The following is a 25,539-nucleotide window of genomic DNA, read 5'->3' as shown; positions in this document are numbered from 1 at the left end:
CGGGCCGGCTCGGGACTACGCGAGTAGTCCGACGAGCACGCCGCCGAGTATCAACACGACGAGTGCGATACTCGTCGCAATCGTCGCGCGAAGGCTCCCGACGGTAATCGAGTCCGCCTCGGTCCGTCCGAGGCCGCCGGCGACCCGACGCAACGCGGGGTACGGGTTCGCAATCGCGCCCGCGACGTCGTAGGACGCGGTCGAGACGACGCGGTCGACGGCGGCGAAGAGACCGGTCGAGCCGCGAACCAGCGCGCGGGTGCCGTAGAAGACAGCGGGATTCAACACGGCGTCGACGTCCGGCACGTCTCCGACCTTCGAGAGCGGTTTCTTCACGACCACGAAGCCGACGACCCCGAGCACGGCGAGCGCGAACCCTTCGCCGAGGTGGCTGAGCGTGAAGGGGTGCGCGTCGGCGGTGCTTCCGGGCAGTATCGCGAACAGCGCGTCTGGGTACAGCCCGAAGGCGACACAGAGCCCCGCGACGCTGAGCATCGCGACCGACTGGCCCGTCCCGGCGCGGTCGAGCGACCAGTCGCGGTCCGCATCGCGGAAGAACGCGTAGTAGCCGAACTTGATGAACGACATGAACGTTCCGACGCCCCCGGCGAGGAGGAGGTAGAAGATGCCGTCCAGATGCTCCTTGTGGGCGGCGGCGGTAATCATGCCCTTGCTGACGAACCCGTTGAAGCCGGGGAAGCCGCTAATCGAGAGGGCGGCGACGGTGAACGCGAGCGCGGTCGCCGGCAACGCCCCGCGGAGGTTCCCCAGGTACTTGAGGTTCTCTTCGCCGGTCCGCGAGAGGACGACGCCGGCGGTCATGAACAACAGCGCCTTGTAGAGGATGTGGTTGTAGACGTGCGCGAACGCGCCGGCGGTCGCGAGCGCCGTGCCGATGCCGACGCCGGCGACCATGTACCCGACCTGCGACTGGATGTGGTACGCCAGGAGCCGTCGCATGTCGTTTTGCATGAGCGCGTAGCCGACGCCGACGACGGCCATCGCGGTCCCCATGTACGCGATTGCGAGGTTCCCGTCGGGGAACGCGCGAGCGAGGCCGTAAACCCCGGTCTTCGTCGTGTAGACCGACAGGAAGACGCTCGCGGCGAAGTGGGGACGCGGATACGTGTCGGGAAGCCACGTGTGCAACCCGACGTATCCGACGTTGACGCCGATACCGAGCGCCGCGAGCGCGGCCGGAACGCCGGCCGCGATACCGCCGGTCGCCGAGAAGAGGAACGACCCCACCTCGACGTAGTGCCAGACGATAGCGCCCATGAGCAGGCTGCCGCCGAGCCCGTGGGCAATCGCGTAGCGGTAGCCCGCGCGCACCGCTTCGCCGCCGTAGTCCCAGACGAGAAGCGTGCTCGTGACCGCCATGAGTTCCCAGAAGAACACCATGGTGAGCCAGTCGCCGGCGAAGACCGCGCCGAGGCTCGTCCCCACGTAACCGAGGGCGTAGGCCGTCTGGATGTTCCGCGCGTCCGACGAGTACGAGTAGAGGACGGCGGCCGCGCCGATGAGGCCGAAGATAATCCCCATCAACCGGGAGAACTCGTCGACGTTGAACAACACGGCGTCGAAGCCGAGGAACGTCACCGGCAGGTGTGCGCCGGCCGGGGCGAGAAGCGACCAGACGGCCACCCCGCCGGTCGAGAGCACGCCCAGCGCGTGCCCGACCCGACGCGAGACGAACGGCATGACGAGCGCGACCGCGAGCACGACGAACGCCGGCGGCAGGAGTGTGGCTGTCGACATCAGAACACCACCCCCGTCACGTCGGCGACGACGCGCTGGACGAGCGCGAGGAACACCGCCGTCTGGGGAACGACCCCGAGGACGATTGCGCCGGCCGCGGCAATTGTAATCGGGGCCATCATGAACCACGTGCTCTCGGTGCCGAGTCGACGACGTTCCCACCCGCCGGCCGGTGCGCCGCCGTGGTGGTGGTCGTGGTCGGATTCGCCGTCGGTCGCGGCGTCGTGGTCGGACTCGCCGTCGGCCACGGCGACGTGGTCGCTCGGATTCCGGTCGACGGCGTACTGCTCACCCTCGGCGACCGAGTCTTTCGACCCGCCGTCGGTGACTGCCCGCACGCCGCCGATGGGGAACTCGATGAGCGGTTTCGCGTCCGAGTCCTCCGGCGTCTGGAAGAACGCCTGGTAGATGACCGGCCAGAAGTAGCCGATATTCAACAGGCCGGACGCCAAGAGCACGAACACGAAGACCGTCTGTCCCGTCTCGATGCTCCCGATGAGGAGGTACCACTTGCTGACGAACCCGGCGACCAGCGGCAGGCCGGCCATCCCGAGGCTCGCGACGGTGAACGCAATCATCGTCAGCGGCATCCGCCGGCCGATTCCCGCCATATCGCTGATATCGTCGGTGTGCGTCTCGACGTGAATCACGCCCGCACAGAAGAACAGGGTGAGCTTCATGAACGCGTGGGCGGGGATGTGGAGCAGCCCGCCGACGAGCGCCGCGGGGGAGAGTAGGGCCAACCCGAGGACGATGTACGAGAGCTGGCTGACCGTCGAGTACGCCAACCGCCGTTTGAGGTTGTCCTGTCGGAGAGCGATGATACTCGCGACGACGATGGTGAACGCGGCGACCGCGGCGAGCGGAAGGCCGACTCCGAGCGAGCCGACTGCGTCGGGACCGTACACGTCGAGGATGACGCGGGCGATACCGAACACGCCGCTTTTGACGACCGCGACGGCGTGGAGCAACCCGGAGACGGGCGTCGGGGCGACCATCGCGTCGGGGAGCCACGAGTGGACCGGCATGAGCGCGGCCTTCACGCCGAAGCCGGCGACGAGCAGCGCGAACGCGGCCCGCGCGACGACCGGGTCGGCGTTCGCGAGCGCGGCGATGCCGCCAGCGGAGAACTCGACGGTTCCGGTCGTCAAGAACACGAGCGCCGTCCCGGCCAGGGCGGCGACCCCGCCACCGAAGGTGTACGCGAGGTACTTCCGACCGGCCTTTCGGGCCTCCTCGGTCTCGTCGTGCGTGACGAGCGGATACGTCGCCACCGTCAACAGCTCGTAGAAGACGTACAGGACGATGAGGTTCGAGGCGAACGCGACGCCGAGGGCGGCGCTGACGCTCCCCGCGAAGGCCGCGAAGTACCGCGTCTGGGCGTGTTCGTCCAGCCCGCGCATGTAGCCGATGCTGTAGAAGCTCGTGATGAGCCACAGGAGGCTCGCGAGCAGGGCGAATATCATCCCGAGCGGGTCGGCCCGGAGGACGAACCGAACTCCGGGGACGAACGTCCCGAGGTCGGTGACGTACGTCGTCCCGTTGAGAACCCCCGGAACCATGCTTGCGACGATACCCAGTGCGGAGACCGCAGAGAGGACGGTGAAGCCCTCCCTGACGTTGGGACTGCGTTTCGATGCGACGATAGTGACGATACCGACCGCCGCGGCTAGCACCGCCGCGAGCGGTCTCAGTGAGAAAACGTCTGTCATTTAGAAGTACACCTCCAGTGCCGGTTGGATGACGGTGATGAGGTCGGAGCCGAGAACGCCGAGCACCACCGCGGCGACCGCCGAGACGACGACGACCGCGCGCATGCCGAACGACACCTCGACGGTTTCGTTTCCGCCGTCGGTCGAGACGGCGTCCGCCTCGGGTTCGGGCGCGGTGAAGTACATTCGCTCGATGACCCGGCCGAAGTACGCGAGGGTGAGAAGCGTGCTCACCACGACGACGGCCGCGACGGACCACGCGCCGGCTTCGACCGCACCGACGACGATGTTCCACTTCCCGACGAACCCGACGGCCGGCGGGATGCCGACCATCGAGAAGGCGAGCACGGCGAACGCCGCGCTCGACACCGGTGCCTTCGCGGCGAGTCCCGCGAAGTCCTCGACCGTCCGCACGCCGAGACCGGTGGCGAATACGCCGACGGTGAGGAACAGCCCGCCTTTCATCACCGCGTGGCCCACGAGGTGGACGACCGCTCCGACGAGCGCCGTCTCGTTCGCGAGGCCGATTGCGGCGACGACCAGACCGAACTGCGAGACCGAGGAGTACGCGAGCATGCGTTTGAGGTCGGACTGCATGACCGCGAGGACCGCCCCGACGACGACACTCACCGACGCGAGCGCCACGAGGGCGTCGCCGGCGAGCGAGACCTCGTCGAGGAACTCGGTCGTGTACACCGCGTAGATGATGCGGACGAGCGCGTAGCCGGCCGCCGTCGAGACGAGCGCGGAGATGTACGCGCTGACGGTGTCGGGCGACTCGGCGTAGGCGCCGGGCTGCCACGTGTGCAGCGGGAAGACGGCGACCTTGACCAGGAGGCCCGTCACGATGAGCCCGAAGCTCGCCAGTATCGCCGGCGAGGAGTAGCCGACAGACGCGACCGCCTCGGTGAGGTCCGCCATGTTGAGCGTCCCCGTCATGATGTAGAGGTACCCGACGCCGAGCAGGTAGAGGGACGCGCCGATGGTCCCGACGAACAGGTACTTGAGGCTCGCTAACGCCGCGCTCGGCGACCGACCGCTGGCGACGAGGGCGTAGGTCGCGAGCCCCGTAATCTCCAGGAAGACGTACAGGTTGAACACGTCAGCGGTCGCGAAGACGCCGGAGATACCGGCCGTGAGCAGTGCGAGTTCGCTGTAGAACGCGTTCGAGTGCGGCCCCGCGCGGCGGGCGTAAGCGAGCACGCCGAGCGTCGAAAGCGACACGAGCACGAGCAGCGGCGCGGAGATGCCGTCGGCGACGAGTTCGATGCCGAACGGCGGTTCGAACCCACCGACGGCGTACGAGATCCGGCCGACGTCGAGAACCCGCGCCGCGACGGTCGCGGAGAGTCCGAGGTGGACGAGGCCCATCGCGGCCGCGACGAACCAACCGATTCGCTCGAACCGCCCCCCGAGAGCGACGGGGAACAGCGACGCGGCGATGGGAACGACCACGAGGAGGACGAGCGCGTCAGTCATCGACCTGCACCTCCTTGATGACGTCTTCGTCCAGCGAACCGTAGCCGTCGTAGATGCGGATGACGAGCGCGAGCGCGACCGCCGTCAGGCTCACCCCGACGACGATAGCCGTCAGGATAAGCACGTGCGGAAGCGGGCTCACGAACGTCTCTTCGCCGTGGCCGACCACGGGCGGAGCCCCGCCGTCGACGTACCCGGTCGTCACGAAAAACAGGAAGATGCCGACCTGGAAGATGTTCATACCGATGATCTTCTTGACGAGGTTCGGACTGCCCATGACGACGTAGAGTCCGATACCGAACAGCAGGATGCTCGCGACGTAGTTGTAGTGCGTCGTGAGGAGGTCGATCACGCGTCGTCACCTCCGGAGTCGTGGTTGAATCCACCCGCGAGGTTCATGAACAGCGAGACGATGACGCCCGCGACGATTGCGCCGATGCCGAGTTCGACGAGTTCGATACCGTACTTCACGCCGTGGCTGATACCGTAGGCGGCGTACTCCAGGAACGCCCCGTCGAACGCGAGCGCACCGATTCCGATACCGACGAACGTCGTCGCGCCGACGCCGACGAGGAGTCGGATGACGCTGTCGTCGAGCCACTCGCGCGTCGGCTCGATACCGAACGCGAACGCGAGCATGATGATGCTCGACGCGACGATCGCGCCGCCCTGGAACCCGCCGCCGGCGGACTCCGCGCCGTGGAACATGACGAACAGCCCGAACGTGAACACGAACGGGCTGACGACGCGAACCGTCGTCATGATAATCGTACTCTCGACGTACGCGCTGAGAGAGCCGTCGGTGGCGCTCATACGTACACCTCCTTGCGGAGGACGACGAGGACCGCGAGCCCCGCCGCGAGAACGACCGCGGCCTCACCGAGCGTGTCGAACCCGCGGTAGGCGGCCAAAATCGCCGTCACGACGTTTTCGACTTCGGTCTGCGGATAGGCGTTTTCGAGGTAATACCGGGTGATCTCCGAGGTCGCGACCGGCGAGGTCGGGTCGCCGATAGTGGGGAGCGACCGAACCGTCGTGAGCAACACGCCCACGAGACCGGTCGCGATTATCGCGGGCCCCCACGCGACGCGCTCGAAGAGTCGGTCCCCGCCCGGCCGGACCGTTCGGACGATTGCCAGGAGGAACAACACCGTCGTGACACCCGCCCCGACGGCCGCTTCCGTCAGCGCGACGTCGGGCGCTCTGAGGAGGATGTAGACGATTGCGACGCCGAAACTGAACCCGGCGAACGCGATAATCGCGCTGAGGATGTCTCGGAGGAAGGCAACGGCGAGCGCGGCGAAGACGACGAACGTCAGCAACACGCCGTAGAGGAGTAACTGCACGTTCAGTCGCCCTCCTCATCGCTCGCGGTCCACGGTTCGATACCTTGGTCGTGGGCCGCCCGTGCGATGGCGTGAGCGGCCGTCGGGTTAGTGATGAGCATGAACAACAGAAGCAAGACCGTCTTGACGGCGGAGACCTCCGCGCCGAACAGGAGCGCGATGCCGCCGAGGGAGAGCACCGTTCCGAGCGTATCGCTCTTCGAAGTCGCGTGGGCGCGGGTGTAGAGATCGGGCAGTCGGATGATTCCGACGACCGCGACGAAACTGAAGAAGACGCCCGCGAGGACGAGTCCCACGACGAGGTATTCGAGAGGCGTCATCTCAGAGGACACCCCCGCGCTCGACGATGAACTTGGAGATGGCGATGCTGGCGAGGAAGTTCAAGAGCGCGTACACGAGCGCGACGTCCAGGAATCCGGAGAGACCGAACGCGGCGGCGACGAGCGCCAACACGACGACCGTGTTCGTCCCGATGGCGTTGATCGCGATGACGCGGTCTTCCATCGTCGGTCCGCGGACGACGCGGTACAGGAGGACGACCGCGAACGTGATGAACGCGCCCGCGGCACCGAGTAACACCGTCTCGAACGTCGAGAGCTGTCCGAGCATCGTCACTCGTCACCGTCCGTTTGGTCGTCGTCGGTCCACGAGGCTATCGTCCCGCGCTCTGCGGGCGTCGGGATACGAGCCGCCGAGCGTCCGTAGAAGACGAACCGAACGGCGCGTTCGAGCGCGCCGCCCGCGAGGCCGTCTCGGGCGGAACCGGTGAGCGAGTGAATGATGAGACTGTCCCGGTCCATATCGACGGTCAGGGTCCCCGGCGTGAGCGTGATGCTGTTCGCGAGGGTCGTCACCGAGAGGTCACCCCAAATCGCCGCCCGGTACCGCTGCATCTCCGGGTCGATGGGGAGGTCCGGGTGGAGGATGATGTAGGCCACGGAGAAGTTGGCCTTCACGATCTCCCACAACAGGTAGGGAACGTAGAGGAGAAAGCGGGCGATTCGGGCGACGCTTCCGGTCGCGGACGGCGTGTTCACGAACGAGATGCGCGCGAAGACCGCCGTCACGACGCCGGCGGAGACCGCGCCGGTGACGAGGTTGAACGTGTCGAAGACGCCCGCGAGGAGGAGGTAGAACCCGAACGAGACGCCGAACATGGCGAGGGCCTTCGAGACGTTCGCTCGGCTGGGAAGTCGGCTGCGCTCGACGACGCGGTCGACCGGCGCTTCCTCGACCAGTAGCCCCGACCGCGCGAGTTCGAACTCGAGGGGCTGGAGCATCGGCGCGCTCCCGCCGGGTTGGTACTCCGGGTCGAGAACGATGCGGTCGAGGCCGCGGTCACGAGCGTACTCGAGGAGTACTTCGGCGAAATCGTTCGGTGAGAAGAGGTATCGGTCCTCGCCGACGACGGCGGTTTCGATAGAGACCGAGACGTCCTCGGCGTCGAGGTCGCCGTCGTCGTCGTAGTCGAGGTCGTCGTTCGCCCAGACGCGCGCCCGTTCGAGGGTTTCGGCGACGGCGTCGGCCGCTGAACGCTCGCTCTCGTCGACCAGTTGCCATCGGACGGGGTACACGAAGTGAACGGTCGATTCTTCGCCGGTCTCCGAGGCGATGCGCCGCGCCTCGCGGACCGCGTATGCGACGGTGTTCCGGAACGTGGACGACTCTCCGACCGGAACGAGAATACGGGAACTCGTATCGGGCATCAGCCACCTCCGAAGTCGGACCGGACGATTCGTCGGGACGTTCGATACTGGCTCATTGGTACTACGTGTCTGTAGCGAAAGCCAAGCAAAACCCTTTCCGCTATCCGACGGTCAGACGCGGGTCGCAGTGTCCAATCGAAACCGCTGAAACGGCGTCGACATCCGGGGTTACGGCTCGTTCGTCGAGTCTCCGGCGAACGGGCTGTAGGGACAGGTGTACTCGTTGCGGATTATCTCTTCTTCCGCAATCTCGAACCCCATATCGCTGAGTTCGCGCCCGATGCGACTCAGGTCGTCGCTGTTTCGACCGAGCGCGACGATGTGGACGTTCTTCTCGCCGGACATGATCTCCCGAACCGAGATGACTCCCTCGACCGAGAGGGCGTTCTTCGCGAGTTCTTCTCGCTTCGAAATCGGCGCCGTACAGAAGATGATCGTGTGGAGCTGGTAGCCGAGCGCCTCGTAGTCGATGTCGAGGTGGCTCCCCCGGATAATCCCGCTCGATTCGAGCTTCGAAATCCGGTTTCGAACCGTGCTCGAAGAGACGTTACGTGCGGACGCGATATCGTTTCCCGACGTGTGTCGCGCGTCTTTCTGCAGCGCATAAAGGATGTATCTATCGAGCTCGTCGATGGATGTCGACGCCATGAGCCGACCAATGGGGCTCCTGAAAATATGTGTTTTGGTCGCGTAAACCACCGACGAACGCGCGGAACGCGGTGAACTGTCCGCCGGGGTCAGAACAACCGACGGTCGAGCGCGCGCATGAGTCGCCCGCGCCGAGCCGCGTCCTGACCGTGAACCGCGAGTACCGAACCGCTCCACTCGTCGATGACCGCCTTCGCGTCCGACGCCCCGTTCCACTCGTCGGCGGCCACAACGAGGAGGTCGCTCTCGGTCGACGGGGCGTGGCGGCCACCGTCCGTGGAGAGCGTCCCCATCTCGACGGGAGCGCTACACAGCTCCGCGATGTCGGCTTTGTACTGTTCGAGGGACTGTCGCCGGGCCGCCGAGTCGGTGGTGTCCCCGCAGTGGCTCAGGTGGATTCGACCCTCGGACTCGCTCGCCAGCGCGTCCGCGACGGCGACTTTCGTCGGGTCGTACGGCCCCTGGCTCGCGAGCAGTTCGACGGTGTGAATCCCGTCGAGTTCGGGTCCCTTGAGTAGACCGGCTTCGCAGGGTGCGTGGCGGAGAATCCACGACGTGTCGGTTCCGAAGAGCCGCTCGCTCACGCGCTTTGTCCCCGTCGGGTGCTCTACGAGGAGGAAGTCGACGTCCTGGTTGTCGGCGTAGTTGACGACCGCGTGTCGCGTGTCGTGGGTGACGATGGTGCCGCACCGTATCGGCACGCCGAACTCGTCGTCGAGCTCGTCGGTCTGTCGTTCGAACTCGACGTCTGCGGGCGATTCGACCGCTGACGCGTAGGCCAAGGACGTCTGGTCCGGCACCGTCTCGAACCGCGCGACCGTGACCCGCCCGTCGTTGGCGCGAGCGAGCCTCGAAGCCACCTGAATCAGCGCCCGCTCTCTGGCTTTCGAGATGTCGTGCGAAATCGCCACGAGGGCGTGGTACTCGTCGCGGTGCGCTTGGATGGCCGCTTCGGCTCGTTCGACCGCGTTGCGGCTGACCTCTTGGCGAACAGCGTCGGCGGCCGCGCCCTCGCGGTCGACGCGAGACCGGGCGTAGACGAAGAACCAGAGGGCGCCCGCGATTGTGAGAACGACCGCGCCGACGAGCGGGACGGTCCCCATCTGCGTGAGGAGGACGAGACCGCTGACCGCGCCGAACACCTGCATCCACGGGTACAGCGGCGAGGTGAACGACGGTTCGTACTCGACGTGTCCCTCTCGGAACGCGACGACGGCGAGGTTGATGAGGACGAACACGAGGAGCTGGAACGCGCTCGCGAGCTTCGCTATGTCGAGCAGCGGAACGAACGCGATGAGGAGCAACAGCACGACGCCCGTGAGGGTAATCGACGTGCTCGGGGTTCCGAACCGGTCGCTAATCGTCGACAGCGACGGCGGGGCGAGTTTGTCTCGGCTCATCGCGAACGGGTACCGCGACGAGGAGAGAACCCCGGCGTTCGCGGTACTGACCAGCGCGAGGACCGCAGCCACGACGACGGCGACGACGCCGGCGGTTCCGAGCGACGCCTCCGCGGCGAGCGCCATCGGCGTCGCGCTCTCGGCGAGGACGCCGCGGTCGGTGACTCCGACCATCACGGCGACGATGAGGACGTAGAGGACCGTCGTGAACCCGAGCGACCCGAGGATGCCGAGCGGGATGTTTCGGTCGGGGTCTTCGACCTCCTCGGCGACGCTCGCTACTTTCGTCACGCCCGCGTAGGAGACGAACACGAGACCGGTCGCGGTGAGCAAGCCGCCGACTCCGCCGTTGAAGAACGGACGGAAGTTCGTCGACTCGACGGTCGGCGTCCCGCCGAGGACGAACCAGACGAGCGCGACGAGCATGATGGCGACGATTCCGACCTGTAGCCTCCCGGTCTGTTTCGCCCCGACGAGGTTGACGACGACGAGGAGCGCCGCGAGCGCGAGCGCGACCGGCGTGACGACCGTGGAGGGGACGTCGAACAGCAACAGCAGGTACGGCACGCCGCCGACGAGTGCGAGCGCACCCTTGAACGAGAGCGAGAACCACGTGCCGATACCGGCGATGGTTCCCAACAGTGGGCCCATCCCTCGCTCGATGAACAGGTAGGTGCCGCCGGCTTCGGGCATCGCCGTCGCCATCTCGGATTTCGACAGCGCCGCGGGCAGCACGAGAATGCCGGCGATCAAGTACGCCAGGATAACCGCGGGACCCGCGATGTCGATCGCAAGCGCCGGTAAAATGAAGATTCCGCTGCCGACCATCGCCCCGATACTGATCGCGAGCACCGAGAAGAGACCGAGGTCTCGTTCGAGCGTTTTTTCCACGTTTATCCTCCCGCTCGGGCGTCCTCTGCCGGTTCGGCGCTCGACCCGACGACCATGTCAGTGACGAGCGACGTGACGCAGATGACTTCCACACCGAGGTCCTCGAACACGTCCGTGTTCTGCGGGTCGTTAACGAGTACGGTGATTCGGTCGACGTCGAACGTCGTCCGCGAGGCCTGCGTGAGAAGCAGGTTCGTCGGGTCGACCCGCCCCACGACGATGACCGCGTCCGCGTCTGCGTTCCACGCGGTTCGGAGGGACTGTGGCTCGTCGAACGCCGCGACTCGCGCGTCGATACCGCGTTCGATCGCGTGGGCGACCACTGCCTCGTTCTCGTCGATGAACGTGACGGATTCGTACTCCTCCAGTAGTCGCTCGGCGAGCGCGCGACCCGCGTGCTCTCCACCGAGTACGAGTGGTTGGTGTATCATGGGTATGGTCGTGACTCAAACTGGGCGCAGCGTTCGGTCACTCACGCTATCTATGGGACGGAAGCTTATATTTCAATCGGGTTTTGTAGCCAATCGACAAAATGAAAGGATAATATTTGTCGAATCGTCCTAGGATGCTGGAGAAGGCGGAACCGACCCCGAACCACTACGCTGTCTGTTGGTTTTGAGATGAGATAACTGAAAATCCGGGTACTGTAGTTCATTAAAAACCAATGTGTTTGTGCGATATCCCGATCGCGGACACGTTTCGTAACGGTTCCTGCCAGCCACGAGGGGGTCGAAACGCCGCCCTCGAGACCGGGGTCAAATCAGGGAGTCAGGTCTCGTAGTAGACGACGGTTTCAGGTGGTCTCCGGCCGGATTTGGCGGGGGCGAATTATTACCTCCAGTGTGACCCTCAAATTTATAATACTGACTCACAATCGGACATCTATGATACGTCCAGGCGCGCGCTCCGGGCAGGGAGACGCGCAGCGTCAGGGCAAGGGGGGAAACGAATGATAATCGACCCGTCACGGATGGCATCCGTCAACGGACCGGGGCCCGACAGCGAGGTCGCGATGGACGCGCTTCGGGGGACTGCGAAGGGGGCAGTCTCTCTGGTCGCCGTCTACGGTGCGACGGCCTTCGACCTGTTTCACGTCGGGGAGTCGGTCCGCGAGGACTTCGGGAGTCGCGACGAACTCGTGACGCACCTGAGTTCGCTCGCCGAGGAGACTCGGCGCGAGTTCATGGAGCGCGGGCTGTTTTCCGGGCTTAGTCCGGTACAGAACAGCGTCGAGTACCGGTTCGAGGAACGCGACGGCTACGGTGTGTTGCAGGTCTACTGCGGCGGCCGTGGCATGCTGCTTTTCGTCGAGCCCGACGAAACCGTCGAACCGCTGGTGAAGACCGCGTCACAACTTCTCGGCGGGATGTAACCGTCCACGGAGCGGCGCGCTCCGTGCGGAGACCGTCGTCGGAGAGCGGTCGCGCTCGGCGTCGGTCGGTCCACGGTAGTCGATACCGCGAGACGTGGGTCGGCGTGTCCGAGAGCCATCGAACCGCCACATTTTATGCCTAACCGGGGAAACGAGCGCCATGGACCAGTTGCGTCAGTCCCTTCTCGACGCGCCGATCATCGAAAAAGGAGATTACGAGTACTTCGTCCACCCCATCAGCGACGGCGTTCCGATGCTGAAACCGGGGCTCCTGCGCGAGATCGTCATCAAGATCATCCGCAAGGCGAACCTCGAAGACGTGGACAAAATCGTCACGCCCGCGGCGATGGGAATCCACATCTCGACGGCCGTCTCGCTCATGACGGACATCCCGCTCGTCGTCATCCGCAAGCGCGAGTACGGCCTCGACGGCGAGGTCTCGCTCCACCAGCAGACGGGCTACTCCGAGGGCGACATGTTCATCAACGACGTGAACGAGGGCGACCGCGTGCTCGTCCTCGACGACGTGCTCTCGACCGGCGGCACGATGAAGGCCGTCCTCGACGCGCTCGACCACATCGGCGCGGACGTCGTCGACACCGTCGCCATCATCAAGAAGGCCGGCCCGAACGAACTCGACGACTCGGACCACCACGTCAAGACGCTCATCAACGTCACCGTCGAAGATGGCGAAGTCGTCATCGTCGACGAACACGGCGACGACTGACCCGACACCGACGCGGCCACGACGCCTCACCGTCGCGCCGCCCTCCCCCGCGGATTTCCGCCTCCGCGGGGCCTTTTTGTGGCCGGACCGTACCCGGGAGCGATGACATCGGCGCTTTTCATCGTCAGCGAAGACGGCTACTGGGGAGAGGAATGCATCGAGCCGCTCACTACCCTGACCGACGCCGGAGTGGACGTGGCGGTCGCGACGCCGACGGGCGCGCCGCCGGTCGTCGACGAGCGCTCTATCGACCCCGAGGAGGTCGGCGAGGAACTCGCCGAACGCGTCGTCGAGGTCCACGAGAACGACGAGCGACTGCAGAATCCGGAGCCGATTGCGCAGGTCGACGCCCGCGAGTACGACGCCGTGGTGTTCCCCGGCGGCCACGGAACCGCGTGGGACGTCAATCAGGACCGACACGCCCGACAGGCGCTCTTGCAGGCGGTCGCCGGCGACGACTCGAAGGCGCTCGTCGTCTGTCACGCGGTCGGCATCCTCGGGTTCACCCGCGAGGCCGACGGCTCGTTCCTCGTCGAGGGACGCGAGGTCACCGGCTTCCCCAACGAGTGGGAGGAAGGCATCGTCGACGAAAACGACCTGATGCCCGACGGCCGAAAGCTCCCGTACTGGGTCGAAGACGAGGTGAAGGCCGCCGGCGGCGTCTGGGACGCCGAACTCGACAGCGACACCAGCGTCACGGTCGACGGCGACCTCATCACCGCGCGCGGTCCCGGCTCCTCGTCGGCGGCGGCGCGGACGCTCTTGGACGAGTTAGACGCGGCATAAGCGGCACCGCCCGGTGGCAACGAACCATCGTGGGGAACCCTTTTTCGTGACTCGTCCGTCGGTTCCGTCGTGAAACTCGCAGGGCTCTCGCTCGAACCCGGAGAGCGGTTGAGCGGGTCGGAACTCCGGTCCCGATTCGACCGCGGAATGACGGGCCGCGGCATCGAAATCTGCTACGACGACGACGACCAGCGGTATCTCCGCCTCTTTTCGAGCGACACCGGACCGTACGGTGACGACGTGACCGGCGGCCAGTTCACGTACATCGGAGAGGGGCGGACCGGCGACCAGACGCTCACCGGTGGCAACAAGTTCCTCGCGCGGGCCAAACACCATCCGTTACCGATATTTTTCTTCCATCGAGGGTCGGCCGGGGCTGACTGGGAGTACCAGGGTCAGGTCGAAGTCGTCGACTACGCGCACGGCCCGTTCGAGGGAGACGACAGGGACGTCTACCGATTCGTGCTCCGCCGCCGTCACGAGAGGCGAGAGCGGATCGACGAGGAAGAAGCCGCGGCGGACCTCGCGCCCGCGGAACGCACCGAGACGACGCGAAGCCGAATCATTCGAAACACGGCGCTTGCGACCGAGTTGAAAGAGCGGTACTCTCACACGTGCCAGGTCTGTGGAGAGCGTCGCCGTCGAGGAGTCCACGACGGCTACGCGGAGGCGCACCATCTCAAACCGCTCGGGCGGCCCCACGACGGCCCGGACGTCGAGGCGAATCTCCTCGTTCTCTGTCCGGACCACCACGCTGACTTCGACTACGGAATGATAGCCGTCGACCCCGAGACGTACACTATCGCCCACGCCTACGAACGCGAGTTGGACGGCACCTCGCTTTCGGTCCGCGAGGACCACGACCTCGACGCCGACTCCCTCGACTACCACAATCGGACCGTGGCGTCGTTTTAGACCGACCGACTACTCGATTTTGAACACGGCCTCTTCGATGCCCTCGCTTCGACACTCCGGGCACCGCGAGGGGTAGTTCACGGGGTCGTCGAAGGCGCTGAAGCCGCAGTGTTTGCACTCCGGCGGCGCGACGAGGAACTGCTCGCCGTCCGCTCCGTGGACTGTTTGAGCGACGTGCTGGAGGTGGCCGTACACCGACGACACCGAGACGCCGACGCTCGCCGAAAGCTCGGAGGCCGTCGCGGGGTCGTCGCGGAGGGCGTCGGCGATGCGCTGGCGGGCCGTCGTGTCGGACTCCCGGGCTGTCATATCGCTCGATTGGGAGTCGAAGGGAAAATCCCTTGCGCCGCCTTCCGCCCGGAAGTGTCAGCAGAATAGAGAGGATGCAAAAAGGCCTTGTCCACGTGGCGGGATTTGGGGGATATGAAGGCAGTCGTCCTTGCCGGTGGGTACGCAACGCGTCTGTGGCCGATTACCAAACACCGACCCAAGATGTTCTTGCCCGTCGGCGACCAGACGGTCATCGACACCATCTTCGAAGACCTGGAAGCCGACGACCGGGTCTCTGAGGTGTTCGTGAGCACGAACGAGCGCTTCGCCGGCGCGTTCGAGGAGTACATCGACGAATCGCCGTTCGAAAAGCCGACGCTGTCGGTCGAAGACACCAGCGAGGAAGACGAGAAGTTCGGCGTCGTGGGCGCGCTCGCCCAGCTCATCGACCGCGAGGAGGTCGAAGAGGACCTCGTCGTCATCGCGGGCGACAACCTCATCAGCTTCGACGTGGGCGACTTCGTGGACTTCTTCTACGAGAAAAACGAGCCGTGTCTCGCCGCCTACGACGTGGGCGACAAGGAGCGCGCGAAGTCCTACGGCCTCGTCGAACTCGACGGCGACCGCGTCATCAACTTCCAGGAGAAGCCCGAAGACCCCAAGAGCACGCTCGTCTCCATCGCCTGCTACGCCTTCCCGGCGGACGACCTGCCCAAGTTCGACGAGTATCTCTCCGGCGACAACAACCCCGACGAGCCCGGCTGGTTCATGCAGTGGCTCCAGCAGAACGGCGACGTGTTCGCCTACACGTTCGACGGCGCGTGGTTCGACATCGGCACGCCCCAGAGCTACCTCGACGCCGTGGCGTGGTACCTCGGCGGCGAGAACTTCGTCCACGAGTCGGCGACGCTCACGAACACCGAGGTCGGCACCAACGTCCACGTGATGGCCAACGCGGTGGTCGAAGACTCCGTGCTCGAAGAGTCCGTGGTCTTCCCCGGCGCGGTCATCCGAAACGCGGAGCTGAAGAACTCCATCGTCGACGAGGAGACGCACATCGAGAGCCTCGACCTCTCGAACGCCCTCATCGGGGCGCACTCGCGGCTGACGAACGGCCAGTAACGCGAACGCGGTCCGAACTGTAACCGCGGACGCTCTTTCTTAGCCGAGGTACGCGTCGGTGATGCGGAGCCTGCCGTGAGTCCCCTCCCACTCCGTCTCGTACTCCAGTTCGATGGGGCGGTCCATGTGCGGGCCGTCGGTGACGAGCGTCTCGAACTCGCCGCCCTCGCCGAGGATGTGGACGCCGTACTGCTCGTTGAGCGCCTCCAGTTCGTCGAGCGCGTCGGCGTCGAGCGTCCGGCCGAGCCACGACTCGTCGAGGCCGTGGGCCGCGACCTGGATGATGGTGATTTCGAAGCCCGCCTCGAGCATGGCGTCGCCGAGTTCGCGGGGGTCTTCCTGCCACAGCGGGGCGAACAGGTCGATTCCGAGGCGGTCGCACATCGCCTGAATCCGGTTGGTCTGGAACTCACTTTCGATGGCTCCAGCCGTGACGCCCGCGAGGTCGATCTTGGATTGGAGGTCCGACAGCGCCGCTTCGAGGGGTTCGAGTTCGGCGTCGCCCTGCGCGCCCGAGTCGTCGGCGTCGGTCGCTTCGAGGTCGCCGGGGTGGACCTCGACGAGTTCGATGCCGGTGCTTTCGGCGGCGAGCGCGGCGAGGTCGGTCGCCGGCACGTGGTACATGTACGAGTCGTCGCTGGGGTGGACGGTCAGAAGACGGGTGACGTTCAGACCCTCCTCGAGCGCGCGGTAGAGCGCCCACGAGGAGTCCTTCCCGCCCGAAAAGAGGCTGACCCACTCGGCTGTCATGGAGGCGATAGCGTGTTGGGGGAGATAGGCGCTACGGTGTGGACGCCGCGGACTCGTTTCGAGCAGCTCGCATTACATGTAACCCAAGTCGCGAAGCCGACCCATCAGGTCCTCTTTGTCCTGCGCGCGCCCCTCGCGTTCCGCGCTCGCGCCGAGGTCCTGCACCCACGCGGGTCGGTCGTCGGACTTCGCGGAGCCGGATTCGGTGCCGAGCGAGCGGTAGCCCTCGAAGTACTTCGGCGAGACGGGGAGGTCGGCGGGTTCGACGCCCTCCGGGAGGTCGTCGAGAGCGGCGGGGACGTGGCCCGCCGGGTAGCCCTCGACCGAGTCGGGGACGATGTAGTTCCAGAACGCCGCCCACACGTCGGCCTCCTCGAACTGGAGGATGGAGTGGACGCGGTCGTGCGGCGGATATCTCTCGGAGTCGTGACGAGGGCTGAAGAACGTCTCGTCGGCGCGGGCTTCCTGTTCGTCCCAGCGGACGCCCGAGAAGACGCCGTCGAAGCCGCGGTCTTCGAGCGTGTCGTTGAGCGCGACGGTCTTCAGCAGGTGGTTGCCCTCGAAGGTGTCGGCGTCGAGGACGATGGTCTCGCCCTCGTAGCCGAGGCGGGCGAGTTCGCGGCGGGTGTCGTCGCCGAGCTCCGAGAGGGGAATCTCGTCGCCGGGCGACGCGCCGAGTCGCGCGAAGTCCTCGTTGCGGGCGACGACGAGGTCGAGGCCCCATCGGTCGGCCCACTCGCGGACGAACGCCTCGGTCTCGTCGAAGTGCTCGAAGTGGTCGATAAAGACGACGGGCGGGACGGGAACGCCCATGTCGGCGGCGACCTCGCGGACGACGTAGAGGACGAGCGTGGAGTCCTTGCCGCCGGTCCACATGACGGCCGGGCGCTCGTACTGTTCGAGGGCGGTCGCGGTCACCGCGGCCGCTTTCTGGAGTTTGTCTTCGAGCGTCGGGTAGTCGGCGGCGGTCTGGTCTCGGCCGTCGGCGTAGTCGAGGTCGAGATAGTCGGGGAACGCGAGGCTCATGCCACAGATGTCGCTCGCTGAGGATATCCCTGTTTCCGCTGCGAGACAGTCGCAGTCGCGGTCACTCTCTGCAGTCGGCGTCGGGGAGCCAGCGTCGAAAAAGAACGTCTCGTCGGGTTAGCCGTCGACCGACTTCACATGTAGCCGAGGTCGCGCAGGCGCTCCATCAGGTCCTCTTTGTCCTGGGCGCGGCCCGCGCGCTCGGTCGTGTTCTCCATGTCCTGCAGCCACGCCGGTTCCTCGGCGGACTTGTCGGTCGAGACCTCGCTGCCGAGACTCCGGAAGCCGGCGAAGTACTTCGGCGAGACGGGAACGTCCTCCTGCGTGACGCCCTCGGGGAGGTCGGTGTCACTCGTGGGGACGTAGCCGTCCTCGGGGTAGTTCTCGACGGTGTCCGGGACCGCGAAGTACCAGAAGGCGTCCCAGACGGCGCTCTCTTCGAACTGGAGGATGGGTTGAATGCGGTCGTGCGGGGGGTAGATGTCGGGGTTGTGACGGGGGCTGAAGAACGTCTCGTCGGCGCGGGCTTCCTGTTCGTCCCAGCGGACGCCGGAGATGACGCCGTCGATGTCGTACTCCTCGAGCGTGTCGTTGAGCGCGACGGTCTTCAGCAGGTGGTTGCCGACGTAGGTGTCGAGCAGGAAGGGGAAGGTGTCCTCTTCGTACTCGAGGATGTTGCGGATGTGGTGCTGGTTGTGCTCGGAGAGTTCCGAGACGGGGATGTCGTCGCCGGGTTCGAGGCCGTTCTCGTCGACGTACGCGCCGACGTCCTCGTTGCGGGCCCAGATGACGTCGAGGTCCCACTCGTCGGCCCAGTGCTTGACGAAGTCCATGATCTCGTCGAAGTGCTGGTAGTGGTCGATGAAGACCGCCGGCGGGACTTCGAGGTCGTAGCGCTCTGCGACCTCCTTGATGAAGTAGAGCGTGAGCGTGGAGTCCTTGCCACCGGTCCACATCACGGCGGGGTTCTCGTACTGCTCGAGTCCCTGCTTCGTGACCTCGATGGCCTTCTCGATCTTGTCCTCGATACTCGGGTAGTCCTCCGGCGTCTCGCCCTCGCCGTCGGTGTAGTCGACGTCGAGGTAGTCCGGGAAGGCTTCGGCTTCCGACATGATGTGTAATTACATCTAATTAGGCGGTGTAAATGCTTTTTGCCCGAGGATTAGTGTGATGCGTGATACCGCCGAACACGATTTGGGCCGCTGACTCACGTGGCTCGGCGGTGACGGGGTGGGAAGATACGACGCGGTTAGGAGATGAACTTGTTGTCGCGCCAGTTGATTCCGCTGTCCGAGGACCCGTTCTGCTGGGGGTTCTCGACGACTTCGACGGAGGCGGCGCGGACTTCGCCCTCGACGATGCGCGTCGCCTGGAGTTCGTCGCTTTCCTCGGTGATAGCGGTCAGCGTCCCCTTCTCCGAGAGCATTGCGATCTCGCGGAGGACGAGGAACATCGGGTACTGGAGCGCCGTGTTCTGGAGCACGGTTTCGAGGTCGCCTTTGAAGCAGGCGAACTCGACGAGTTCGGAGGGAATCTCCTCTTCTTCGTCGTCTCCCCAGTTGGGCGCGCCCGCTCGGGGCGGCTCTTCCTCGTAGACGCGATTTTCCGTCACGCTCGCTTTCAACTGGGCCGTCGGCGTGTACTTGCTGAGGTTGTCGTCGGCGGAGACGGCTTTGATGATGAGGGTGTTGTTTCGGCGGGTGATGTCTACGTTCTCGACCTCAGGCGGCAGTTCTGGGTCGTTTTCGAAGTAGTCCATCACGTCTTCGAGTGGCAGTTCCAACGTCGAATGGAGTCGATATACGCGGCCTGACATTGTTGGCTTCGGTATCGACGAGAGCCACGGTGCGGGCGCACCCGGATGGCGATACCTGTGTGCATGTACGAGTTCGAGGCTTATATGGCCTCCCCTTCTCGTTAGGCGACAGATAAGAAGTCGGCGTCGGGCCGCGGTCCGGCGGTCTGCCGGGGTCGCTTCCGGCGGTCAGTTCGCGCCGGTCAGCGTCGCTTCGAGTTCGCCGCGTTCGTCGAGCTCTTCGAGGATGTCGCTGCCGCCGACGAACTCGCCGTCGACGAACGTCTGGGGGATGGTCTCCCAGTCGCTTTTCTCCTTGAGCGCCTCGCGGTAGTGCGGGAGCGCGGGCAGCACGTCGACGGTCTCGAACTCGTCGACGTACTGGGAGATGAGGTCGACAGCCTTCGCGGAGTAGCCGCACTGCGGCATCAGGCGGTTACCCTTCATGAACAGGACGACGCGGTTGTCCGCGACGGCTTCGTCGACGCGGGACTGTACTTCCTCTGGGTCCAAGCTCTCCGGTTGGAACGTCATGCGCCCAGATAACCGCCGGGCGGACAAAGGAGTTGCGTCGCCGGTGGGTTCGGTCCGCAGGGCCGACTCCGACTGCGCGGCGGCCCGTGCTGGGCGTTACTGCTCGCCGACGCGGACGACGTTGATGAGCGAGTGAACCGGGACGCCGTCTATCTCTTCGACGCCCTGCTTGTCGACGATGACCACGCACGCGAGGGGTTCGCCGCCCTCGGAGCGGATGGCGTCGATAGTCTCGCGGAGGGTCGTACCGCTCGTCACCGTGTCGTCGACGATGAAGCAGTTCCGTCCCTCGACGGGGGCGAAGTTCCGGGAGAAGCCGCCGCCGAGGTCCTCGATGTCGCCTTCGTCCCACTGGTGTTTCGCGGGCGAGTAGGCGGCGAGGGTCGTTTCGAGTTCGCGCGAGACGGAGGTCGCGAGGGGGACGCCCGCCTTCTCGATACCGACGGTCACGTCGGCCTCGCCGTTCGTCTCCATGAGCAGGTCGGCGAGTGCGCGCCCGACGTAGGTGAGACGCTTGCCGCCGCTGCCGATGGCGTTCCAATCGACGTGGATGTCGTCGGGGCCGTCGGGCTCTACCTGGGGTTCGGGTTCGGTCGCCGCGCCGCTCCGTTCGACCAGCCAGCTTGCGGTCTCGCGGGAGACGTTCAACTCGTCGGCAATCTCGCCCTTCGAGAGGCCACGGTCCGCGAGCTCCGCCGCGCTGGCGATGAGGTCGTCGACGTTCTTCATACAGTATCGAATTCGATGGCCGTTTTTATAGTGGTGTCGTCGTCTTCGAATGCTGCTTCGAACTCCGAAAGCGGGTGGACGCCGGTGACGAGGTCGCGGAGGAACCACCGCGGGAGCTTGGTGAACGTCACGGTCGCGGCCTCGAAGTGCTTGACGTGGGAGTTGACGCTGCCGACGAGCGCCTTGTTGTGGAGAACCATCTCGCGGTGGAACGCGCCGGCGTCGACCTCGAACTCCCAGTCGCTCGGGACGCCGAGGAGCGCCGCGACGCCGTTCGGCGCGAGCGCCTGCACCGACTGGATGGCGTGTTTGGGGAACCCGGTCGCCTCGTAGATGAAGTCCATGTGCTCGTGTGCGTCCGGGATCTCCTCGACCGAGGTCTCGCGGGAGTCGACGTAGGTCGCGCCGAGCTTCTCCATGATGTCGATGGTCGGGTCGGGGCGGTCGCGTCGACCGAGGCAGTAGAGGTCCTCGTAGCCCTTATCGTCGGCTTTCAGCATGGCGAGCGTCAGGAGTCCGAGGCTCCCGTTGCCGAGGACGAGCGCCGACGAGGGGGTCCAGTCGAACGCGGAGCGGCTCGCGTAGGCGTGCTCGCGGGCCTTCTCGGTGATGGAGATGGGCTCGATGAGGAAGCCGAGTTCGGCCTGCGAGCGCGGGATGCGGACGAGGTAGTCCGACGGGCTGGTGAAGTACTCGGACATGAACCCGTGCGCGCCGACGATACCGCGCTCGGCGTACATCCCGTCGGGAGCCATGTCGGGTTGGTCCTTCTCGAAGTACTCGTTCGTCCCGGACGCCGGCGGGCGGCGGACCGTCGGCACGACGATGTCGCCTTCCTCCAGTTCGGTGTCGTTCGGGTCGACGACGATACCGACCGCCTCGTGGCCGAGCACGAGGTGGTCTTCGCCCTCGGGGAACCCCCCGTGGCCGCCGGCGATGACCTCGTGGTCCGTCCCGTCCACGCCGACCCGAAGCGTTCGGACGAGCGCCTCCCCGACGTCGGGTTCCGGTCGCGGCTTCTCGATGACGACCGGTTTGTCTTCCCCGCGCTTGACGGCGATTGCTTTCATACCCCCACCAATGCACCACCCCACCAAAAGACTTATTCTATGATGAGTAAATAATTCAGCCACGGTGAGCGCCCTGCGTCGTCGCACCAGCCCATGACGAACCGCCTCGCGCGGACCAGCCTGTCCAGCCCAACCGTGCCGGCGCTCGCCGAACCCGTGCCCGAACCGCACCGAAGCCGATACCCCGTGCCCGTCGGCTTCTGAGGCGGTCTCGGTTTTCTCCTGACGGTCGCTCGGCTCAGCGACGCGTTCGACCGACCGCAGCAAATAGCGTACCGCTTCGCCGGGCCGACGTTCCAACGACCCGGTCGACGGTTTAGTTCTCGATGTCGTCGACGAGTTCGTCCGCGAGACCGACGTACGTCGCGGGCGTGAGCGCGAGCAGTTCCTCGCGAGTTTCCTCGTCAACGTCGAGGTCCGCGAAGAGGTCGTGGAAGTCGTCGAGGGTCACCTCGCGGCCGCGGGTGAGCTCCTTCACTCGCTCGTAGGCCTGCGTGTCGCCCTCGCGGCGGAGAATCGTCTGGACGGCCTCGCCGATGATGGCCGGCGTGTCGTCGAGTTCGTCGCGCATGACCTGCTCGTTCGGGACGACCTTGCCGAGGCCGGTCTGGGTCTTCTTGTAGCCGATGAGGCAGTGGGCGAACGCCGCGCCGATGTTCCGCTTGACCGTGGAGTCCGAGAGGTCGCGCTGGAGGCGCGAGGTCGTCACGTAGTCGGCGAGGAACGTCAGGTCCGCGTTGGCCTTCGAGAGGTTGCCCTCGGAGTTCTCGAAGTCGATGGGGTTGACCTTGTGCGGCATCGTCGACGAGCCGGTCTCGCCCTCGACGGCCTCCTGTCCCAGATAGCGGTCGGAGACGTAGAGCCACGCGTCGCGGTCGAGGTCGACGAGGACGTTGTTGACGCCGCGGACGGCGTCGAACAGCGCCGCGAGGTCGTCGCAGGGGTTGACCTGCGTGGCGAGCGCGGTGTGTTCGAGGCCGAGCGACCCGACGAACTCGCGGGAGAACGCCCGCCAGTCCACGTCGGGGTAGGCGGCGACGTGGGCGGCGTAGACGCCCGACGCGCCCGCGAGCTTGCCGGCGAGTTCGTCGGTCGCGGCCTCGACGCGGGCGAGCGTCCGACCGAGACGGGCGGCGTAGACGGCCATCTCCTTGCCGAACGTCGTCGGGGTCGCGGGCTGCCCGTGAGTGCGCGCGAGCATGGGCACGTCGCGGAACTCCCGCGCGAGCGAGACGAGTTCGTCGCGGGTGTCGCGGAGTTCGGGCACGAGGACCTCCTCGACCGCGCCCTTCACCATGAGACGCTGGGCGAGGTTGTTCACGTCCTCGGAGGTGAGCCCGAAGTGAATCCACGGGTGGACCGACTCGTCGGTCTCGGTTCGGATGAAGTACTCGACGGCCTTCACGTCGTGATTCGTCGCCGAGAAGCCTTCCGCGCCCTCGACTTCGAGCCGTTTCACGAGGTCGGCGTCGTCGGCGTCGAACGCCTCGTAGAGCGCTCGGAGGTCGGCGCGCTCGCTCTCGGAGAACGAAAGCGGCGTCGCGTCGAGGTCGGCGAGCGCGAGGAGGTACTCCACTTCGACTTCAACGCGGGCGCGCATGAGGGCGGCCTCGCTGACGTGCGGCGCGAGGGGTGCGGTTCGGGAGGCATATCGCCCGTCGAGCGGGGACACCGCGTACAGCGGGTCGTGCCGGTCGGCGTCGGTCATGTCTGAGTCGTCACGATGGGGGAGGTTAAACGCCGGGGGTTCGTCGCCGCCGCGGAGGCGATACTTGCGCACAAGTATGCCCACTCAGACGCGCTCTGCGGCTGCGTGTCGTCGCACATATACACAATCGAGTATATATTGCCGTCGAGGACCGCAACCACTTTGAGGGCCGCGAGTCCCCTTTCTCACATGGTCACCATCGCCGGTCTCGCGAGCAACCGCGGACGAAACCTTCGCAACGTCGCCGACCGCGCCCCCGGCGGGGCGGAACTCGGCGTCGTCGTCTCGAACAGCGCCGACGCGCCCGTCCTCGACTGGGCGGACGAACACGGCATCCCCAGCGAAGTCGTCGAGCGCGGCGACGACGAGGCCCGCGAGTCCCACGAGGAGCGCATCCTCGACGCCCTCGCGGACTACGACTTCGACCTCGTCTGCCTCGACGGCTACATGCGCGTGCTCACCTCGACGTTCCTCGACGCCGCGCCGACGACGCTCAACGTCCACCCGTCGCTGCTCCCCGCGTTCCCCGGCATGGACGCCCACGAACAGGTGCTCGACGCCGGCGTCAAGACGACCGGCTGTACGGTCCACGTCGTCAACGAGGAGGTCGACGCCGGCCCCATCGTCACGCAGGAGGCCGTTCCGGTCTACACCGACGACGACGCCGACGACCTCAAATCGCGCGTCCTCTACGACGCCGAGTTCAAGGCCTACCCGCGCGCAGTCCGCTGGTTCGCCGAGGGCCGCGTGACGGTCGAAGACGATTCCGTCACCGTCGAGGGCGACGTCGACGCCGGGCTGCCCGAGCGCCGCGTCACCTCCGAGGACCGCTACGACGAACTCCGCTACGGCGAGAACCCGCACCAGGACGCCGCGGTCTACGTGGACGAGACGTGCGACGAGGCGTCGGTCGTCGGCGCGCCCCAGCTCAACGAGGGCGCGAAGGGGCTTTCGTACAACAACTACAACGACGCCGACGGCGCGCTGAACATCATCAAGGAGTTCGACGAGCCCGCCGCGGCGGTCATCAAGCACACGAACCCCGCCGGCTGCGCCACCGCCGACACGCTCGCGGAGGCCTACGCCGACGCCCTCGCCACCGACCCGATGAGCGCCTTCGGCGGCATCGTCGCGCTCAACCGCGAGTGCGACGCCGAGACGGCCGAACTCATCATCGACTCGTTCAAGGAAGTCGTCGTCGCGCCCGGCTACACCGACGACGCGCTCGACGTGCTGACCGAGAAGAAGAACCTCCGCGTCCTCGATGTGGGCGAACTCGGCGACCGGACCGAGACGTACACCGAGAAGGCGCTCGTCGGCGGGCGACTCGTTCAGGAGCGCGACCTCTGGACGCCGACGCTGGACGACCTCGAAGTCGTCACCGAGACCGAACCCACGGACGAGCAGTTGGAGACGATGCTGTTCGCGTGGAAGGTCCTGAAGCACGTGAAGTCCAACGGGATTCTCTTCGCCAAGGGCACCGAGACGGTCGGCGTCGGCATGGGGCAGGTCTCCCGCGTCGACGCGGTCGAACTCGCCGCGATGAAGGCTGAGGAACACGCCGAGGGCAAAGACGCGCAGGGAGCCGTCATGGCCTCCGACGCGTTCTTCCCGTTCCCGGACGGCGTGGAGAAGGCGGCCGACGCGGGCATCGAGGCGGTCATCCAGCCCGGCGGCTCGGTGAACGACGAGGACGTCATCGAGGCGTGCGACGAGCGCGGAATTGCGATGGTCTTCACCGGCCAGCGGTGCTTTAGACACGACTGAGCGGAGCGAAGGAGCGTCTAAAGCTCGA

27 protein-coding genes are annotated in these 25,539 nt (G+C 65.9%); 6 read left to right on the top strand and 21 right to left on the bottom strand.

From position 1 onward, the window contains the following. Positions 1 to 15: 15 nt before the first annotated feature. The 12 genes from DEQ92_RS03405 to DEQ92_RS03350 all read right to left on the bottom strand — a co-directional run bounded on the left by DEQ92_RS03405 (position 16) and on the right by DEQ92_RS03350 (position 11,371). A complete protein-coding gene (locus DEQ92_RS03405; RefSeq protein WP_004977547.1) occupies positions 16 to 1,758 on the bottom strand; it encodes a Na(+)/H(+) antiporter subunit D in 1,743 nt (580 codons plus the stop codon). Then, positions 1,758 to 3,470: a cation:proton antiporter gene (locus DEQ92_RS03400; protein WP_115804712.1), complete on the bottom strand. Its 1,713-nt coding sequence runs from the start codon at positions 3,468 to 3,470 to the stop codon at positions 1,758 to 1,760. Before DEQ92_RS03400 ends, DEQ92_RS03405 begins: the two co-directional genes overlap by 1 nt. After that, positions 3,471 to 4,949 carry a monovalent cation/H+ antiporter subunit D family protein gene (locus DEQ92_RS03395; RefSeq protein WP_115820408.1) on the bottom strand — a complete coding sequence of 493 codons (1,479 nt, stop codon included), beginning with the start codon at positions 4,947 to 4,949 and terminating at the stop codon, positions 3,471 to 3,473. Further along, positions 4,942 to 5,301, bottom strand: a complete 360-nt coding sequence (locus DEQ92_RS03390; RefSeq protein WP_004977544.1) for a cation:proton antiporter subunit C — start codon at positions 5,299 to 5,301, stop codon at positions 4,942 to 4,944. The genes DEQ92_RS03395 and DEQ92_RS03390 overlap by 8 nt, the downstream gene beginning before the upstream one ends. Then, positions 5,298 to 5,762: an MnhB domain-containing protein gene (locus DEQ92_RS03385; protein ID WP_004977543.1), complete on the bottom strand. Its 465-nt coding sequence runs from the start codon at positions 5,760 to 5,762 to the stop codon at positions 5,298 to 5,300. The genes DEQ92_RS03390 and DEQ92_RS03385 overlap by 4 nt, the downstream gene beginning before the upstream one ends. After that, the gene (locus DEQ92_RS03380; protein ID WP_004977542.1) at positions 5,759 to 6,295 is read right to left on the bottom strand and encodes a DUF4040 domain-containing protein; all 537 of its coding nucleotides are present in this window, start codon (positions 6,293 to 6,295) and stop codon (positions 5,759 to 5,761) included. Before DEQ92_RS03380 ends, DEQ92_RS03385 begins: the two co-directional genes overlap by 4 nt. Positions 6,296 to 6,297: 2 nt before the next feature. Continuing rightward, entirely contained in the window at positions 6,298 to 6,615 is a 318-nt protein-coding gene (mnhG, locus tag DEQ92_RS03375) for a monovalent cation/H(+) antiporter subunit G (RefSeq protein WP_004977541.1), read from the bottom strand. Between the two features lies 1 nt (position 6,616). Further along, complete coding sequence (locus tag DEQ92_RS03370) at positions 6,617 to 6,904, bottom strand: cation:proton antiporter (RefSeq protein ID WP_008092688.1); 288 nt, start codon at positions 6,902 to 6,904, stop codon at positions 6,617 to 6,619. A 2-nt stretch (positions 6,905 to 6,906) separates the two neighbouring features. Continuing rightward, positions 6,907 to 8,001: a monovalent cation/H+ antiporter subunit E gene (locus DEQ92_RS03365; protein WP_004977539.1), complete on the bottom strand. Its 1,095-nt coding sequence runs from the start codon at positions 7,999 to 8,001 to the stop codon at positions 6,907 to 6,909. Between the two features lie 168 nt (positions 8,002 to 8,169). After that, positions 8,170 to 8,649, bottom strand: a complete 480-nt coding sequence (locus DEQ92_RS03360) for an Lrp/AsnC family transcriptional regulator (RefSeq protein WP_004977538.1) — start codon at positions 8,647 to 8,649, stop codon at positions 8,170 to 8,172. A gap of 89 nt (positions 8,650 to 8,738) precedes the next feature. Beyond that, positions 8,739 to 10,940 carry a universal stress protein gene (locus tag DEQ92_RS03355; protein WP_004977537.1) on the bottom strand — a complete coding sequence of 734 codons (2,202 nt, stop codon included), beginning with the start codon at positions 10,938 to 10,940 and terminating at the stop codon, positions 8,739 to 8,741. Positions 10,941 to 10,942: 2 nt separating this feature from the next. Beyond that, positions 10,943 to 11,371 carry an NAD-binding protein gene (locus DEQ92_RS03350; RefSeq protein WP_050458874.1) on the bottom strand — a complete coding sequence of 143 codons (429 nt, stop codon included), beginning with the start codon at positions 11,369 to 11,371 and terminating at the stop codon, positions 10,943 to 10,945. A 539-nt stretch (positions 11,372 to 11,910) separates the two neighbouring features. Between DEQ92_RS03350 and DEQ92_RS03345 the strand changes: the two genes are divergently transcribed. The 4 genes from DEQ92_RS03345 (at position 11,911) to DEQ92_RS03330 (ending at position 14,740) form a co-directional block, all read left to right on the top strand. Next, entirely contained in the window at positions 11,911 to 12,312 is a 402-nt protein-coding gene (locus DEQ92_RS03345) for a hypothetical protein (protein WP_004977535.1), read from the top strand. Between the two features lie 160 nt (positions 12,313 to 12,472). Continuing rightward, complete coding sequence (hpt, locus tag DEQ92_RS03340) at positions 12,473 to 13,039, top strand: hypoxanthine/guanine phosphoribosyltransferase (RefSeq protein ID WP_004977534.1); 567 nt, start codon at positions 12,473 to 12,475, stop codon at positions 13,037 to 13,039. A 102-nt stretch (positions 13,040 to 13,141) separates the two neighbouring features. Beyond that, a complete protein-coding gene (locus tag DEQ92_RS03335; RefSeq protein ID WP_115804713.1) occupies positions 13,142 to 13,825 on the top strand; it encodes a type 1 glutamine amidotransferase domain-containing protein in 684 nt (227 codons plus the stop codon). A gap of 69 nt (positions 13,826 to 13,894) precedes the next feature. After that, entirely contained in the window at positions 13,895 to 14,740 is an 846-nt protein-coding gene (locus tag DEQ92_RS03330; protein ID WP_050458876.1) for an HNH endonuclease, read from the top strand. A gap of 9 nt (positions 14,741 to 14,749) precedes the next feature. On the opposite strand, the gene DEQ92_RS03325 is transcribed toward DEQ92_RS03330, so the two are convergent. Next, a complete protein-coding gene (locus DEQ92_RS03325; protein WP_004063969.1) occupies positions 14,750 to 15,049 on the bottom strand; it encodes a transcriptional regulator in 300 nt (99 codons plus the stop codon). A gap of 114 nt (positions 15,050 to 15,163) precedes the next feature. Between DEQ92_RS03325 and DEQ92_RS03320 the strand changes: the two genes are divergently transcribed. Beyond that, complete coding sequence (locus tag DEQ92_RS03320) at positions 15,164 to 16,132, top strand: sugar phosphate nucleotidyltransferase (protein WP_004977531.1); 969 nt, start codon at positions 15,164 to 15,166, stop codon at positions 16,130 to 16,132. Positions 16,133 to 16,171: 39 nt separating this feature from the next. Here the strand turns inward: DEQ92_RS03320 and DEQ92_RS03315 are convergent, their stop codons facing one another. The 8 genes from DEQ92_RS03315 to purB form a co-directional block, all read right to left on the bottom strand. Then, positions 16,172 to 16,882, bottom strand: a complete 711-nt coding sequence (locus tag DEQ92_RS03315; protein ID WP_004977530.1) for a diphthine--ammonia ligase — start codon at positions 16,880 to 16,882, stop codon at positions 16,172 to 16,174. Between the two features lie 72 nt (positions 16,883 to 16,954). Beyond that, a complete protein-coding gene (locus tag DEQ92_RS03310) occupies positions 16,955 to 17,908 on the bottom strand; it encodes a phosphoadenosine phosphosulfate reductase family protein (protein ID WP_004977529.1) in 954 nt (317 codons plus the stop codon). Between the two features lie 134 nt (positions 17,909 to 18,042). Then, positions 18,043 to 19,020: a phosphoadenosine phosphosulfate reductase family protein gene (locus DEQ92_RS03305; RefSeq protein WP_004977528.1), complete on the bottom strand. Its 978-nt coding sequence runs from the start codon at positions 19,018 to 19,020 to the stop codon at positions 18,043 to 18,045. 137 nt (positions 19,021 to 19,157) lie between these two features. Further along, on the bottom strand, positions 19,158 to 19,724 hold the full coding sequence (locus DEQ92_RS03300) for a hypothetical protein (RefSeq protein ID WP_004977527.1): 567 nt from the start codon (positions 19,722 to 19,724) through the stop codon (positions 19,158 to 19,160). A gap of 168 nt (positions 19,725 to 19,892) precedes the next feature. Next, a complete protein-coding gene (locus tag DEQ92_RS03295) occupies positions 19,893 to 20,237 on the bottom strand; it encodes a glutaredoxin (RefSeq protein WP_004977526.1) in 345 nt (114 codons plus the stop codon). A 96-nt stretch (positions 20,238 to 20,333) separates the two neighbouring features. Next, complete coding sequence (gfcR, locus tag DEQ92_RS03290) at positions 20,334 to 20,966, bottom strand: transcriptional regulator GfcR (protein WP_004977525.1); 633 nt, start codon at positions 20,964 to 20,966, stop codon at positions 20,334 to 20,336. After that, complete coding sequence (locus DEQ92_RS03285) at positions 20,963 to 22,036, bottom strand: glucose 1-dehydrogenase (RefSeq protein WP_050458880.1); 1,074 nt, start codon at positions 22,034 to 22,036, stop codon at positions 20,963 to 20,965. The genes gfcR and DEQ92_RS03285 overlap by 4 nt, the downstream gene beginning before the upstream one ends. A gap of 316 nt (positions 22,037 to 22,352) precedes the next feature. Beyond that, positions 22,353 to 23,744 (bottom strand): adenylosuccinate lyase, encoded by a 1,392-nt coding sequence (gene purB / locus DEQ92_RS03280; protein ID WP_004977523.1) that lies wholly within the window; start codon positions 23,742 to 23,744, stop codon positions 22,353 to 22,355. 189 nt (positions 23,745 to 23,933) lie between these two features. Here purB and purH point away from each other — a divergent pair, with 189 nt between their 5' ends. After that, positions 23,934 to 25,511 carry a bifunctional phosphoribosylaminoimidazolecarboxamide formyltransferase/IMP cyclohydrolase gene (gene purH, locus DEQ92_RS03275; protein ID WP_050458881.1) on the top strand — a complete coding sequence of 526 codons (1,578 nt, stop codon included), beginning with the start codon at positions 23,934 to 23,936 and terminating at the stop codon, positions 25,509 to 25,511. The last annotated feature ends 28 nt before the right edge of the window (positions 25,512 to 25,539 follow it).

It is taken from the genome of Haloferax sp. Atlit-6N (genome assembly GCF_003383195.1).
GTDB lineage: Archaea > Halobacteriota > Halobacteria > Halobacteriales > Haloferacaceae > Haloferax > Haloferax gibbonsii.
The sequence above is the reverse complement of the archived record's forward strand: the minus strand, read 5'-3'. Positions and strand labels throughout refer to the sequence as shown.